This window comes from Mongoliitalea lutea (genome assembly GCF_014652135.1).
Classification (GTDB): Bacteria; Bacteroidota; Bacteroidia; order Cytophagales; family Cyclobacteriaceae; genus Mongoliitalea; species Mongoliitalea lutea.
In genome coordinates this window covers 1-14498 of the sequence record NZ_BMYF01000003.1, presented here as the reverse complement: position 1 = coordinate 14498, position 14498 = coordinate 1, and the positions used below count along the sequence as shown (strand labels likewise).

General features: G+C 38.1%; 16 protein-coding genes. 2 read left to right on the top strand and 14 right to left on the bottom strand.

Annotated features, from left to right (window positions below; genetic code table 11):
- Positions 1–136: 136 nt before the first annotated feature.
- The 3 genes from IE080_RS02915 to IE080_RS02905 all read right to left on the bottom strand — a co-directional run bounded on the left by IE080_RS02915 (position 137) and on the right by IE080_RS02905 (position 2564).
- The gene (locus IE080_RS02915) at positions 137–517 is read right to left on the bottom strand and encodes an HYC_CC_PP family protein (RefSeq protein ID WP_189578951.1); all 381 of its coding nucleotides are present in this window, start codon (positions 515–517) and stop codon (positions 137–139) included.
- 100 nt (positions 518–617) lie between these two features.
- Positions 618–992 carry a nuclear transport factor 2 family protein gene (locus IE080_RS02910; RefSeq protein ID WP_229800473.1) on the bottom strand — a complete coding sequence of 125 codons (375 nt, stop codon included), beginning with the start codon at positions 990–992 and terminating at the stop codon, positions 618–620.
- A gap of 162 nt (positions 993–1154) precedes the next feature.
- Complete coding sequence (locus IE080_RS02905) at positions 1155–2564, bottom strand: hypothetical protein (RefSeq protein ID WP_189578949.1); 1410 nt, start codon at positions 2562–2564, stop codon at positions 1155–1157.
- A gap of 250 nt (positions 2565–2814) precedes the next feature.
- Between IE080_RS02905 and IE080_RS02900 the strand changes: the two genes are divergently transcribed.
- Together IE080_RS02900 and IE080_RS02895 are read left to right on the top strand one after the other, a co-directional pair.
- Positions 2815–5664: a sensor histidine kinase gene (locus IE080_RS02900; RefSeq protein ID WP_189578948.1), complete on the top strand. Its 2850-nt coding sequence runs from the start codon at positions 2815–2817 to the stop codon at positions 5662–5664.
- The gene (locus tag IE080_RS02895; RefSeq protein WP_189578947.1) at positions 5661–6419 is read left to right on the top strand and encodes a LytR/AlgR family response regulator transcription factor; all 759 of its coding nucleotides are present in this window, start codon (positions 5661–5663) and stop codon (positions 6417–6419) included. Before IE080_RS02900 ends, IE080_RS02895 begins: the two co-directional genes overlap by 4 nt.
- A 19-nt stretch (positions 6420–6438) precedes the next feature.
- On the opposite strand, the gene IE080_RS02890 is transcribed toward IE080_RS02895, so the two are convergent.
- The 11 genes from IE080_RS02890 to IE080_RS02840 all read right to left on the bottom strand — a co-directional run bounded on the left by IE080_RS02890 (position 6439) and on the right by IE080_RS02840 (position 14333).
- Complete coding sequence (locus IE080_RS02890; RefSeq protein WP_189578946.1) at positions 6439–7569, bottom strand: amidohydrolase; 1131 nt, start codon at positions 7567–7569, stop codon at positions 6439–6441.
- 77 nt (positions 7570–7646) lie between these two features.
- Positions 7647–8273 carry an FEKKY domain-containing protein gene (locus IE080_RS02885; RefSeq protein WP_189578945.1) on the bottom strand — a complete coding sequence of 209 codons (627 nt, stop codon included), beginning with the start codon at positions 8271–8273 and terminating at the stop codon, positions 7647–7649.
- 108 nt (positions 8274–8381) lie between these two features.
- Positions 8382–8948 (bottom strand): GNAT family N-acetyltransferase, encoded by a 567-nt coding sequence (locus tag IE080_RS02880; protein ID WP_189578944.1) that lies wholly within the window; start codon positions 8946–8948, stop codon positions 8382–8384.
- A gap of 20 nt (positions 8949–8968) precedes the next feature.
- Positions 8969–9826 carry a hypothetical protein gene (locus IE080_RS02875; protein ID WP_189578943.1) on the bottom strand — a complete coding sequence of 286 codons (858 nt, stop codon included), beginning with the start codon at positions 9824–9826 and terminating at the stop codon, positions 8969–8971.
- Positions 9827–9903: 77 nt separating this feature from the next.
- On the bottom strand, positions 9904–11001 hold the full coding sequence (locus IE080_RS02870; RefSeq protein ID WP_229800472.1) for a serine hydrolase domain-containing protein: 1098 nt from the start codon (positions 10999–11001) through the stop codon (positions 9904–9906).
- A 74-nt stretch (positions 11002–11075) separates the two neighbouring features.
- On the bottom strand, positions 11076–11246 hold the full coding sequence (locus IE080_RS02865; RefSeq protein ID WP_189578941.1) for a hypothetical protein: 171 nt from the start codon (positions 11244–11246) through the stop codon (positions 11076–11078).
- Positions 11247–11403: 157 nt separating this feature from the next.
- Positions 11404–11775, bottom strand: a complete 372-nt coding sequence (locus tag IE080_RS02860; RefSeq protein ID WP_189578940.1) for a helix-turn-helix domain-containing protein — start codon at positions 11773–11775, stop codon at positions 11404–11406.
- 13 nt (positions 11776–11788) lie between these two features.
- Positions 11789–12085: a type II toxin-antitoxin system HigB family toxin gene (locus IE080_RS02855; protein WP_189578939.1), complete on the bottom strand. Its 297-nt coding sequence runs from the start codon at positions 12083–12085 to the stop codon at positions 11789–11791.
- Positions 12086–12663: 578 nt separating this feature from the next.
- On the bottom strand, positions 12664–13311 hold the full coding sequence (locus tag IE080_RS02850) for a DUF8737 domain-containing protein (RefSeq protein WP_189578938.1): 648 nt from the start codon (positions 13309–13311) through the stop codon (positions 12664–12666).
- Positions 13312–13863: a DUF5655 domain-containing protein gene (locus tag IE080_RS02845; protein WP_189578937.1), complete on the bottom strand. Its 552-nt coding sequence runs from the start codon at positions 13861–13863 to the stop codon at positions 13312–13314.
- Positions 13864–13868: 5 nt separating this feature from the next.
- Complete coding sequence (locus IE080_RS02840; protein ID WP_229800471.1) at positions 13869–14333, bottom strand: SRPBCC family protein; 465 nt, start codon at positions 14331–14333, stop codon at positions 13869–13871.
- Positions 14334–14498: the final 165 nt, after the last annotated feature.

Here is a 14498-nt window from a genome sequence, read left to right as displayed (position 1 = left end):
CTCTAAACCATATCATTTGGTAATTGAAAATGCTCCAATTCGATAATTAATTGATTTTTGGTATAAATCATTCAAAGTGGTAAAAACACTTTGTGACTTTGAGTCTTTGTGGCCTGACAGCGTCTTTTGAAAAAAATTAAATCAGGAATACCTGACAAAAAATATAAATCGGGGTAGATTGAAGGATGGGTGGCGATGAATCCGAAAAAGCCGTTTTCTCATCGTCAATACGTGTATAGATTGCCTGTAGCGGCAGAAAGTTTTGAATATCAATTAAAAATACCTCTGCCTCAAAACTTACTAATTCCGATAATTGCTGTTCAGAATTAGGTAACTCCAAATTCGAAACATCCTCACAACAGCCCGGCATGGGTGTGTTGGATTCACAACAGGTTTTATATTCTGCAAATACATTTATCCGCTGAAAATCATCTCCACAAAAATGCATAGAATAGCTCAAGCCTGCGTTGAAAAACACATAAAATACTAAGAGCGATATCTTGATAAATGACTTCACGAGTGATATTTACGCATGAAAGGTAAGAAGGTTATCTGAATTTTTTGATAATTATCACTAGAATAATTTTAAAATCTACTCATTACCAAGACATTACCAATCAAAGCATTCCAAACTGATTGACCATTTGAGCGGGAACTTCCTGTGCTATATCCCAAATTTCGACAATTCTACCACCCTCAAATCTCAAAAAATGGACAAGTACAAAGACCGCGGCATTTGGATTCTCCTGAGCGGTGGAGTGAACAGCCACTAGGTCTCCATCCTCCACAGTTCTTAGAATTTCAAAAACTTTTCTTGGATTCTCCTGTGCGTCAGCTTCCATAGCATGCATCAAGGCTTCTCCGTCCCCTTTGAAATAGGGGTTATGATGCCTAAAGTTTTTGGAGACATATTGTTCAAAAGCCTGTTTTACCTCACCTTTTGCCACCAAACGTAAAAAGTCTGTGGAAATTAACGCTTTATTAACTTGCATAGGATTCATTTAAGTCTCTATAATACTACTAAATTTCTGTAAAGATCTAAAAGCTTATGATTTTCATCCTCCAAACATCTGGCATGAAAAAAGACTGCCCTCTCGAGCAGCCTTCTTAATCCTTTTTTCAAATTAAAATTATCCTAAAAATCTCACATGAGTTTACCAAGATAGTTTCTGTACGGTTTCAGTGTAAACTCCTTCGTTTCCTTTACGGATATACGCTGAAGCTGACCCTGGATCAATGCCATAAGTAATCTTACAATCTGATGCACTTGGATCTTTTACGAAACCTAAGATACCACCATTACCGCTATATTTATCATTTTCTCTTGCGTTCGCTCCTCTTGCGTAGATGGCAAGTATGGTTGATTTCGGAAGCTTAACAGCTGCATAATCCTCACCATTTGCTCTAATTTTGTATGCATACAATTCCATACCAGTATTGGCATCTTTGACACTCTTCACCTCTACTTTCACACTTCCTCCATGTGGGCTAGCATTACCTCTCCAAACACCGTTGAAGCTGGCAGAGAAGGTGGCATCTTTATAGTTAACGGGAACCTCATAGTTGGCACTTACACCATTATGAAATTTTGAGCCAACTTTAAGTTTGATCATATCATCCTTGATGAAGTTTTTGCTGTCAACAGTATAGCCTTTTCCAAGCACTGACGGTACCAAACCTTGGGCAGTTATATCCAAATCGCTCAGATACTCTACATCTATTGTATTGCCATCTTTAAGTTTGGCTTTTACCTTGAAATCAAAAATGGAACCTTGTGTATTTTTATTGGATGAATATGCTTCAATAGTCAATCCAACCACTTCCTTATTTTTCAAACCAAACTTTTCATAGCGCTCTGCTTCTGCTGCTTCGGTGGCTGCCTGTACTCCAGAAGACATTTGCTTAAAATAATTGGTTGCCGTCACGTTCACTTTTTTGATAGCATCCTTATATTCTAGGCCTTTCTCGGTAAAAAAATGCTCATTGGATTTATCCACCAAGATGAAACATTCTGCGACTTCAAACTTATCTGGATTTCTGGAAAAGTTATCGAAGTATATCGCAAAGTTATCAAAGAACATAACCTTGGAAGTATTGGCTTGTACCAAATAAGATCCATCCGAATATTGATCAGACATAAAGGCATAGGCATAAAAATAAGAGGAACTTGGGTGGTTAGGAGTATAGTCTCTCGTTTTACCCCTTTCTACCTTATCTGGAAGAGTGAATTTGGTTAGTTCACCGGAAGGTACATTCGCTAATAGGTCCGCGAAAATCGAGTATTTGTCAGGTCCAGAACCAAATGCCTGATAATCATCAAAGCCCTTCTTTTTCCAAGTGCTTGACAACCAAACTAGATTTTTATTGTTTTCAAAAAAACGCTGAGCTACTACTGGTTGCGGATCAGTGGGGAAAGCAAAAAACGTTGCTTCATCAAGCCCTTTGGAGGAACCTGAATTATTTATCACCTTGTCTTTGGCTTCATTTAGCTTATCTTTAAGCTTTTGGGCAAATGCAATGTTACATAATGTAATCATTGCTAAAATTAATGCTGTCTTTTTCATTGGTAGAATTGAATTTTCGCCAAGATTACTCAAAAAAGCTGAAAGCTATTGAGGCTATTTAATGAAAAGCTCATTTCACCAAGCGAAATCAAGCTTACATATAACTAACTCATCCATACGAGTTAGTCTGTATGTATCACTTCTACAAATGTGACTTCCATTAGACACGAAAGTGCTTTCACTAAATTGTTGTAAAAGATCAAAATGATCCTTCTATTTTTAAATTTGCAAATTCCTAGTATTATCCAAAGTGGCAAAAACTATCTTCTTTTCCGCCCTGCTCCTGATCTACTTTTCAAAAGCATTTGGAAGTACGCCATTACTGTTCAATAGCAACAAAAAGTTAGGCTTTCCTAGCAATTGCATCTACGACATATTTGTGGATAATCAAGGAATCCGTTGGTACGCTACTGACATTGGATTATACGCTTATAATGGCTTTGTATTTGAAAAAATGCCTTTGGAAGGGGCTAAGGCAAACTCTGTCACCAATGTGCTTCAAGGAAAAAATGGGGAGATTTGGTGTAGAAATTTCTCCTCACAGCTATTTAAGCGAGCTGGAAACAGGATGATCCACTTCAAAGCCTTAGATAAGATCATCGATGGAGGTAGCATCATTGATATGTTTGTTGACGAGGATGAGTTGATCATCGTGACCGAACATAAAATCATTTGGGTAAAGGACGCTATGCCTATGAAAGTCCATTCTCTCGTAATGCCAAGTGGACAACACATACACTATGCCTCCACACATCAAGGAGAAATTTACCTCAGCCTCAAATCCAAAAAAGTAGTTAAAGTATCGAATAAAAAGCAATTGAAATACCTCGAGGCAGCAGCTGTTAAAGACCTCGCACCTGGACGCCTGATTTCTAACCAAGATGACTTATATTTAGTCACTCAAGAGAATGGCAAGGTTAAAATTTTTAATTACGATGAGCGAGTAGGTTTCAGATTTTTCTCACAGTTAGACAGTCAAGACCGCTTATTGAATGCCGTTGCACAAGATGATAAAATAGCCATTTTGACCAGTAGCAAAGTGATTTTATTGGATAAAGAAAAACGCATGCAAGTATTACAGACTGGTGCAAGGATGTCTGATTTCATCACAGATAAGGCTGGCACACTACTTTTTTCTTCCCTAGATAATGGTCTATATGAAGCATCAGTTTTTGGAGGAGAGGTTGCTCATAGTTTGGAAGGATATCACTTCGATGTACTCCACACCTCTAATGGATATTTATATGCTTCTGACAATTCAGATGCTCTATGGAGATTTGACAAAACCCTTAACAATAAAGATTTACTCGTCACTAAAAGTAATTCCGAAATTCAATTTATAGCTTTTGATGCTCAGCAAAAAGAACTATTTTTCTCAAGTGGCATAGTGGGTAATCCCATAAGCTTTTATTTTGGTAAGTCTGTAGCCTTCACCCCCTCCCACGTAATGGCGGGCTATCACAACGGCCTTTACAGGGTCCCTCGAGAATGGATTCTCCAAGACAAATTGAAAAATGTAAAGAATACCGTAGACTTTTTTCAACCACTAGAAGCGTTCAAAATCCGTAAAGAACGGGTACGCCAACTACTCATGAATGGCGACGAGCTATTGGTCGCTTTTGCAGATAGCTTGATCTCGTATACCGTTACCAATCAGTCGCTAGTGCCACGCAAATCATGGCCGATTTTTGGGACTGATATACTCAATGATCCAAATGGAGCTATTTGGGTATCTACCACCAACGATGGATTATGGATTATGGAGCAAGATGAATTAGCACTTCATGCCAAACAAGAACACGAGGTAATTGGAACTTTAAATATTCGCTTAGTAGCAGGAAATGGCTGGATGGCATTATTGACGGATAAGGGAATAAATATTTTTGAGCGGAGATCGGATAAAATACATTTAAAAAATTTCATTGACCTATCAAAATTGGTCGCTTATGATTTGGCCTTATACAACGATCAATTTATCCTATCTACTGATCTGGGACTGATTACCATCCCTACAGATCCTAACCCCAAAGGTACCTATCACCGAATGAAATTAAACCAGGTATTGATTGATGGAGAAGTAGTACCAGTTAAAAACCAACTCAAAATCCCTCATACATTTAAATCACTAACCTTTGATTGGTCAAACATTTCTTTTGATCCTAGAGTGGAATTTTACTACCAGCTTTCACCTATTCAAGAGCAAATCACAGCCCACAAAGGAGAGTCTACTTCTATATCTTTTTATGCCCTGCAACATGGGAATTATACGTTTAGGCTATTCTCGAAGGTACAAGGTGATGAAAGCGTTTTTGAAGAATTCACATTTGTAGTACTCAAGCCATGGTATTTGAGGATCTGGTTTTGGTTCCTAATTCTTGGATTAGCTGCGGTAATAGTCATGTTGATCATTAAAATCATCAAACAACGCATGCGGAACAAGCAGCTCTATGATCAAAAGCTGATCATTTCAGAACTTAGAGCCATACGATCTCAGATGAATCCGCATTTTTTGTATAATGCGCTCAATTCACTTCAGGGAATGATATATGCTGGGAAAATCAATGAATCAGCATTGTATGTAAGCAAATTCTCTGATTTTTTACGACAAGTATTGACTAATTCGGAAAAGCAGATTCTCCCCTTAACTACCGAAATTCAAAGTATCCGAACATACTTAGAAATAGAGCTGGAGCGATTTTATGATGATTTCAATTATGAAATCATCGTAGACCAATACCTCAACATGACTGATGAAATCCCCACCATGATCATTCAACCATTTGTAGAAAACGCCATCAAACATGGGCTGATGAACCGCTCCGAAAAAGGAAGAGAACTGATCCTAAAATTTGACCGAATGAATAAGGGCCTACGGATAGAAATTGTGGATAATGGCGTAGGTATTCAAGTGTCCCAGCAAATCAATGAAAAACGAAAAGATAAACCCAGCTCCTTTGCCACCAAAGCAATCGATGACCGCATCCACTTGATGAATCAGCAAGGAAACTTTGAAATCAGGTATACAACAGCCGATGCATTCCCAGATAGCAACTATGTGGGCACACGAGTAATAATCACCATACAATCCAATAAATCATGAAACCAATTCGTGCAATACTAGTCGACGATGAAGCGCATGCCCGTAATGCCCTCCGAGGCTTATTAAATCAAAATTTCAGTCATGTGGAGATTGTAGGTGAAGCAGAAAACATTCCGCAAGCCATCAAGCTCATCGCTCAAACACAGCCACAGGTTGTATTTTTGGATATTGAAATGCCGGGCTATTCGGGTATTGAACTATTAGACTTTTTTCATGAAGATGCTCGCAACTTCCATATAATCTTTGTGACCGCCTATAATGAGTTTGCATTAAAAGCATTTGAGCTCTCTGCGGTAGATTATTTATTGAAGCCCACAAGGCCAGAATTTGTTGAACGTGCCCTGAGGAAAATTGATATGATGTCTTCTGACCTTAGAGATGCTTCGCTAGATACATTGCATAGTAACTTTAAAAACAAAGAACTGAATCGTATTGCTTTCCAAGTATCTGATGGAGTCATGTCTGCTGCCGTAGATGACGTGATATTCCTCAAAGCTGATAGCTCCTATACCCATATATTTTTCAGAGATAACTCTAAAATCATGGTCAGCAAGACACTTATGGAATATAACTCCCTAGAAGAAACAGGAATATTTTATAGACTTAACCGATCCCATATTATCAATTTGAGATGCATAGATAAGATCTCGCGCAAAGAGGGGGGCTTTGTCAAAATGAGCAATGGCCATGAGATCTCAGCCACAGTTGAACAGCGCCAAAAACTTCTAAAATTCTTCGAAGGTAATGTGTACTAAATGGTCGACTCCAGATTGACTACAAATTGATTTTACGGTAGATTTCGAAAAAGACTTGGATTCCAGTCTCAAGGATTTCATCAGGAAAATCATAGTCCGAGTGATGAAGTTGGGCTTGATTTGTCCCAGCACCTAAGCCAAAGAAACAGCCCTTATATTTTTCTGTAAAATAGGAAAAGTCCTCGGACCATTTAAAAGGCTTGTCTCTGATGCTGATGCTCAGCTGATGGGCTTTAGCGCTTGCTTCTACCATACTAAGAGCCTCGTTGTTATTTTCTACCGCAGGAAAAACCTCATTGTAGGAAATTTCCACCCCCAACTTTTCTTCTCGGGATATGGCATGGATGATTTCCTCGGTTTGGGCTGTGAGCTTTTTCATATCTTCATTTTCATAAGCTCTCAAAGTAGCCCTTACTTCTGCATATCCTGGAGAGGTACCAAAAGCTATCTCTCCCATCTTAACGTGAATGATCGTCAACAACACTAAATCGGTAAACTGATCTTGATTTTGGATCAATTCATTAAGCGCTGTGATAATTTTTGCAATAGCAATGGAAGGGCTTATGCCATTTTCGGGCTCTGCCGCATGCGAAGTCTTCCCGTGTAGCTTGACCGTCATCCCTTTAGACGCTGCCGCAAATGTTCCTTTCTTGAGGATAATCTCATGCTTGGGAGCTCCAGGAATATTGTGCAAGCCAAAAATAAAATCTGGCTGTATGGATTGGAAAACAGGGTCATTTACAACGTCTCTTGCCCCCTGCTCCACTTCTTCAGCAGGTTGAAATAACATCACCACTTTGCCCTTTTGAGGAGGATTTTGGGCTATTTGCGCAGCCAATCCAGCTACTATAGCCATGTGTCCATCATGTCCACAAGCATGGGCCACTTTATCCTTTGTAGAGCGGTAAGGGACCTCGGAAGTTTCTTGAATGGGTAAGGCATCAAGCTCTGCTCTAAACATGAGCGTCTTACCTGCAACACCACTATCAAACACAAAAGCTTTACCAGTCTTGCTTAAATCCAACTCCTCTGTAGGAGACAAGGGTTTGAAAAACTGTGCAATCCGTTTCGCTGTATCATATTCATGATTTGAAATTTCAGGGTTTTGATGAATGGTTTGTCTAAGCTTAATGATTTGATCGATGTGCATCTCGTGTGGATTATCTTTTACTTTCCTAAAGGTTAAAAAAAAGCAGGAACCGTACCAAAAAAAGCCATCACATTTGCTTATAAAATCACTCCAAAGGGTTTTTCATTCAAATCAGCGAGCCATTCCTCCCCATATTTATTTGTTAAGTAATTCACGATCAACTGATTATTTTCAGAAGCCCTTTTGAAGGAAAGTGGATCAATTACACAATTCTCCTTAATTAAACCTACGCCATATTTCTCCTTAAAATTCAGGTAATTCTCTGGAATAGAGGAGTCAAGCCCATGCATAATAAAATTTAAGCTACCTTCTGCGATCTTTTGTTCGATTTGCTCATCTGACAACTCGATCTCTAGATTTATGGGAAAAGAAAAAATCCCATTAGTTCTAAAACCCGACTTTTCTACCAGCCTTACTGTGATGACATTATTCCTTTTGTTGATGCGCGTTGGATAAAATGTGTAGGCTGTAAAATCATCCGATTCAAACCTAAAATGATACTTTCCGCTTTCAGGAAGTTTGATTTCAAAGCTTTCCAAAGTGAAAATCTCTGTTTTTTGATTGAGTTCTACTACCTCAAACTCTCCTTTGACAAGCTCCTGAGATGTTAAGTTCTCAAACACCACAGTGGCTGTGATTTCGGAGGCGATAGTTTCCAATGACCAAGTGAAAGCCACCAAGAGCGTTAAAAATATTTTTTTCATAGCTGGTATACGTTGAAAGATTATATCGTATTCTTACGATTTTCGTTTTCAACAGGTTACATGTAGTCAAATTTAACTTACGAAAGTATCCACCCTAAAAAAAACTCATCAACGCTTATTGCTACGAAATTGAAGATGTTCCATGGGTTTACCCACAAGCATTTTTTCACCTATGAGTTCAAACCCCAATTTCAAATAGAGTTGTTTGGCCTTAGGATTATTTTTATCCACCAGTAGGCCGAGGGTTTGACCGCTTTTGGTCACATATTCATGGATTAGAAACTGAAAAACTTGGGTACCAATACCCTTTCCTTGTTGATTAGGATTAACCCCAACACAATCTATGTAAAATTCCCCTGCCTGAGTTTCATCTTCAGGATTGAAATCCCTGTTAAACTGCTTTTGAATAAGTCGTCCTACCGGTTTTCTCAGTTCGCGTAAGCGTGCCCCATCGTATACCAGTGCTGCTGCGATTAGTTCATTGTTTGCTTCTGCCACCCAGCAATTTTCATAAGAATATTGATTTCCTTTTTCTTGTATCAAACAATTCAAGAAATTGACCGCTTTTTCGTAAGAATTCTCTCCAATAAAGGTATATAGGATGTCTTCCATTGCCAACAAGATGTAATCAGCAATAATTTTAGCGTCTTCAACTGTAGCTTTTCTTATAATCATAGCAAATGAATACAAACAACTCAAAATTGGATTCTCAAATATACTACTTTAGAATCAGGCTGATAGAACACATACAAGCGACCGTAATCTCCAAATGTTAAATAGTTCCCAAATGGCAAATCCTCAATTCCATTTTTGTCTTCAACACCAATAGCACTATCAGAATTTATGGTACAAACATACTGCATTAGTGCTCCAGTTTTTGGACAAACTGGAATATCTGGCGCTTGGTACCACAAGGGAACTCCGCACAGCATATGCTGGTCTCCAAGACTATTTAACTTGTCCACAGCCTTGAATCTTTGTTCCTGAAATGTCACTTGATCAGTTACCGCTATCGAGCCATCATACCAAGCACTTTCAAACGTCTGAGGGTTAATGATCACAGGAGTCAGAGGCTTAGAATAGTCAAGAAAAATCCCCGAATTACATTCATACAAAGGGTAAGCAATGTCAAGTCTTGGTAGATTTATCCAGGCAAAATGCTCATCACTGGTATCAAGGGTACCTATAAAAACAAATGGCGTTTTTAGCTTTTCATGGGTAGGTAAGATAAAATCAGATGGGCACCCCCCTCCAATGCGGTGCTTTCCAGCAGAGTCTTTTAGCAAGAAAAACAATGCTCTGTCGGGCCAATGCTCAATAGGTAGATCTACAGCTACGATTTCTTCCGATTGCCTACCTTCTGAATGCTGTATGACTTTAACAATCCTATGCTTTCGAATGATCAACTCGGTAGCGGTTTGAAGGCTACTGAAATAATGAAAGCCATCCTTATTAACACCCTGCGTCAGTAAAATTTTTTTAAGTTCCTCTGTATTATCAAAATCAATTTCCCAGCCGGCTAAAAATCTTGATTCACTGTTCCAAAATATCATATCGTACTAGTTTTATAAAAGCTTCTCAACTCCTATCCATGCTCGACATTGGTACAATTGCAGCTAGGAAGGGGTTATCATTCGTTTATCAATAACTTAATCTTTTCCCACATGTCGTCATGGAAAGTAATAGGCACAAGTGAGTCATCGGGTGCTTCTCCCATCCTGATGACTACTAAGTTTTTACTTGGAATTATTTCTACAAATTGACCATTTTTGCCAATACCTGCAAAAAGATCACTCGGCGCATTTTTTGACAACGGCAGGTTGTATGAAAGCGGTAAGCCTGGGAAAATTATGGATGCTTTACCGTTTAGCCACCACAAATACCCATAGGATGGATTGAGACGCTGAGATGAAGTAACCATTTCCTTATAATACTCTTCGTCTCTCAACACCTCCGTAGTATGCCATTTTCCTTTATTGAGCATTAAGAGTCCAAATCTTGCCATATCTCTGCCTGTACTCCAAAAAACATTCGTATTCCCTTGAGAAACCCATTGTCCATTCATCCCAATAAGGGAGCTGATTTTTCGATTGGTATATTCATTGTAATCCATGCCTGTTGCACGTTCTATTACCTCTTTGAGAAGTGTGTAGGGAGCATTATGATAAAACCACTGCTGTCCAGCATCGGTCCGGTAGCGTAAACAAGAGGGAGTCGTACAATTAAGATCAGGGATAATGTACTCCAATCCAGTAGTCATTGTAAGTTGGTTTTTGACTGTAATCATTGCTTCTTTGCCTAATGGTAAACTTGTCCAACCTTTCCCTAAATAGTCAGAAGTCGGTTTACTTATGGACAACAATCCTTCTTGCTGAGCAATGCCCACTAAGGTTGCGGTAAGCGTCTTACCAGCTGATGCCCAGTACCATCGCGTATTTCGGCCAAAAGAAGAGGTACCCAGAATATTTTCCCCAAAATACTCCTCGATCACAATTTTCCCATCTTTTAAAACTATAAACGCTCTTGTATTTTTTTCTTCAAGAAAAGTTAATAACTTGGATAACTCTGAGGTATTCCACCCTAATTTATCCATAGAGATGCTCTCCCACTCCTCAGAATTTATGGGAGGGAAGTACAACGCTGAATCCGCCGTAGGTGGGATACGATCATCTTCTTGAACACACCCAAACGAATAGTAAGCTAAAACTATTACGAGTATATAGCTCATAATGGAAGACACTTGAAATGCAAGCTTGGGTGTAAACGCTTCCTGATAAGGTGACATATATGATGATGAAACTATTAATTATTTTGTAAGAATTCCTTATAGGTTTTTCCCCAGTAGTTGTCATTCAACTCTTTTAACCAAAGTGTGTGGCTGTATCCATGAGCATTATCCCAATGATAGGGCTCATACCAAACCTGAATCCACACCTCCGTCTGATCTTTAATATGTTTAACTATCTGCTTCATTTTTAATTTACTGGCATCCTAAAAAGGCTGATAACTATCGGGATCAACAGAGGCTAAATCCGAAATTCGGTCACAGAGCCTGTCGAAGTGTGGTCACTGAACCTGTCGAAGTGCCGCTGCGCTCCACTTCGATTTAGCCCTTATATGTTACCCTTTGTTATTTCTTCACGAGCTTATAATTATTCACAAGAACTGAAGCTGAAATATGTAGAACCCTCTCTATTTCCCTAATCATATCAACAGTTAGTTTTTTCTTTCTATTTAGGATTTCAGATACTCGACTTTTCCCGCCAATCAAACCAACTAAATCCTTTTGACGTAAATTCATCTCTTCCATTCGGATTTTTATAGCCTCAATTGGGTCAGGTGAATCAATAGGGTAATGCTCATTTTCATAGTTCTCAATCATTAAAGAGAGAATCTCAGCTTCATCACCTTCTTTTGTGTCAACTGGGGCATCAAAGATTACCTCTAGGCGTTCAAGTGCGTTTCGGTAATCAATTTCGTTTTTAATAGGTTTTAAATTCATACTCTGTAGCTTTTTAAATCATGTTAGCATCAATTTTATCATATTCAAGGTGCGTCCCAATAAACCGAATAAAGGCCCATTGTTTTTCGTAGTTAAATTTAACCACAAGTCGATAGGAGTTTCCTTTTATATTGAATACTACTCGACCATTTTTGAGAATACTTGCCGAAATATATGTTTGCTTAACATCGTTTGGAGAAAACCATTTCGAACTTTTAGCTGTATCATACCAAGTTTTTAAGTATTGTTCTGAGTCAGCGTGTTTCTCCCAAAATTCCCGTAATGTACTTTTCGCAATTATTCTTTTCATTAATCAAGTTATTTTACAAAAATATGAAAAGTTCTCAAATATTGAACTTTATAGCAGTTGTTTTTAAAATAAAGGGTAACGTCAGACCCCCGCACGGCGGGACAAGTTGTGAAAAAAGTCGTTCATTTTTCTTTGTTCATAGGTTTTTTCATTCCCTCTTAAATTAGTGAATTTAGTTGTAATTGCGTGTCCTCCGGAGGAGGATTTTGATGACCACTAACAAATTTATATGAACCATATCCAAGGAATAGACCGGTTTCAAGTGACCTTCTCCCAAGTGGAGAGGCGAGATACTAGAAGCGAGACGCTAGACTCAGGCCGAGTTAAGTAGCGAGAACCAAGACTCAAGAAGCAAGACTCAAGACTCGGGGCGGGTTCGACAACTATGACAACCCCGACAACTCGACAACCCAATCTACAATCTACCCTCTAAAATCTAAAATAATAGCTAAACCTCCGCTCAACCCCGCGTAATCCCGAAATTCGGTCACTGAGCCTGTCGAAGTGTGGTCACTGAGCCTGTCGAAGTGCCGCTGCGCTCCACTTCGGTTTAGCCCTTATATGTTGGCGGTAGTACTTCAGCTTTTCGTCAGTTGTTTTATTGATATAATATGTGTCAAAATTACAATCGGAACTATAAAAGAAGGAAGTAATATATAAGGAAACGAGAGTACTGCAATATTGGGCTGCTGAAATGACAGTTGTTGAATAGGTAAAGGGGCTGATAAGATAGCTATTACTACAATATTCATTAAAAACAAAAGTCCGATTATATTCCAAACCATAAGTGTTTTTTTGCCAAGATTAACTTTGAATAATTGACTTAGAATGAAAAATATAAGTGCCGATATACCAATAATGATATCAAAATTTAAGCCGTTAAATGTCATAATTTCAGGCACTTGCTTTTGTAAAAACAAGAAATACAACGTTATTTCTACTGGAACACGCAATGCTTGAACTAGCATTGCATAACGATATTCTAAGTCAACAGTTTTAAGTTTTGTGTATAGAAAAGCTATGAATGTAATATTGCCAATCAACACAATCAAAAATCTTGGAGGAATAGTATTTGTATTTTGAAAAAATCCTGTTAGTGAAAGCGAACTAATTAAAATGAGCCATATAATAGAAATTAATAAAACTCTTTTATTCCTACCTGTCCCTAAAAAGAAAAACAAGAGAAATAAAAGAGTCGTTAATATAAAACCGATGTTAATACCCATTTATCCCGCTTGGTTATAAGCCAATTTTATCCAATCAATAACTTCTTTGTCAATTTCTTTGATGTCGGATAAGTTGATTTTATGAGAACACATTGCCATAGGTTTTTCAGCTTCTAATTTACCTTTGGCTTCTACACCTTTGAGATTAAAACCTATCTCAAATCTTGTTTTTGAGGCAGGATTAAGTGTTACAAATTGCTTTTTTCGCCTTAAACTTACATAAGCTTTTTTAGGTGAGATTTCAAAATCACCATCAAACTGATTTATTTCTGAAATTAATTTGTCATAAAAAGCTTTTAAATGCTCTTTGCCTTTGTATTGGTTAGTGATTAGTTCGTCTGTATCTGAAGCTGATGCAGCATCTGAACCCAATACTTTTGAAGCAATCGTTGTTGCATAGCCGTGTGTAACACCTTGTGATTCTTTTAGGTACTTTACAATTTCACCGTACTTTGCAAAATTTTGTTCAGAAATTATTGCTTTCCACTCTTCTAAGGAATGACCTGTTTTTGCTTTCAGGTTTTCCATCATTGTTAATTCAGCTTTGTCCATAATTTCTAATTTTTAGATTCAACTGCTTTTTTAAGTAAGTCTAAACCTTGTTGATTGGTTTTTTCCATTTCTGCTTTTGCACCAAATAGCCACATAAATAATGCGTCAACTAAACTAGATTCCAATTTAAAATCTTGTTTAACTTCTATGCCGTTTCCTGTTTCGGTGAAGTAATAGTCAAAGGTTGGTTTAGCAACAAAGGGCTTTTGAATATCACACTTCATACCCACAAAATTGAGTTCGTCAATCTTTACTATTTCTTGATAACCCAAATCTTTTCCTTTGTTGCCGTCCCAATGGTATTGTGCACCAACTGACCCGTCTGCTCCTTTAACTTCATACTTTTGTGTTGGGTCTTGTGCCAAAAATGGCGACCATTTTGGGAAGTTGCTCAAATATTTTACCATGTCAAAAACTTCTTGTTTTGTTCCTTTGATGGTAACTGTTTTGACGATTTGAATTGATTTCAAACCACTGGCTTTATACAAACCAAATCCAATGAACGCTGCAAGAGCGATTCCAATTATTCCGAATCACTAGTGTCCGACTAAAGTCGGCCATTAGTGAAAATTGTTTGAAAGGAATAAATATAGCTACTCTTTCTGTTATGAATGAAAAGTAAGCCCCTATGTTGG

Coding starts and splice junctions, on each gene's coding strand:
- IE080_RS02910 (WP_229800473.1), bottom strand. CDS start 992: ATGCAAGTTAATAAAGCGTTAATTTCCACAGACTTTTTACGTTTGGTG.
- IE080_RS02895 (WP_189578947.1), top strand. CDS start 5,661: ATGAAACCAATTCGTGCAATACTAGTCGACGATGAAGCGCATGCCCGT.
- IE080_RS02890 (WP_189578946.1), bottom strand. CDS start 7,569: ATGCACATCGATCAAATCATTAAGCTTAGACAAACCATTCATCAAAAC.
- IE080_RS02905 (WP_189578949.1), bottom strand. CDS start 2,564: ATGAAAAAGACAGCATTAATTTTAGCAATGATTACATTATGTAACATT.
- IE080_RS02870 (WP_229800472.1), bottom strand. CDS start 11,001: ATGAGCTATATACTCGTAATAGTTTTAGCTTACTATTCGTTTGGGTGT.
- IE080_RS02845 (WP_189578937.1), bottom strand. CDS start 13,863: ATGGACAAAGCTGAATTAACAATGATGGAAAACCTGAAAGCAAAAACA.
- IE080_RS02875 (WP_189578943.1), bottom strand. CDS start 9,826: ATGATATTTTGGAACAGTGAATCAAGATTTTTAGCCGGCTGGGAAATT.
- IE080_RS02885 (WP_189578945.1), bottom strand. CDS start 8,273: ATGAAAAAAATATTTTTAACGCTCTTGGTGGCTTTCACTTGGTCATTG.
- IE080_RS02860 (WP_189578940.1), bottom strand. CDS start 11,775: ATGAATTTAAAACCTATTAAAAACGAAATTGATTACCGAAACGCACTT.
- IE080_RS02865 (WP_189578941.1), bottom strand. CDS start 11,246: ATGAAGCAGATAGTTAAACATATTAAAGATCAGACGGAGGTGTGGATT.
- IE080_RS02850 (WP_189578938.1), bottom strand. CDS start 13,311: ATGGGTATTAACATCGGTTTTATATTAACGACTCTTTTATTTCTCTTG.
- IE080_RS02855 (WP_189578939.1), bottom strand. CDS start 12,085: ATGAAAAGAATAATTGCGAAAAGTACATTACGGGAATTTTGGGAGAAA.
- IE080_RS02880 (WP_189578944.1), bottom strand. CDS start 8,948: ATGATTATAAGAAAAGCTACAGTTGAAGACGCTAAAATTATTGCTGAT.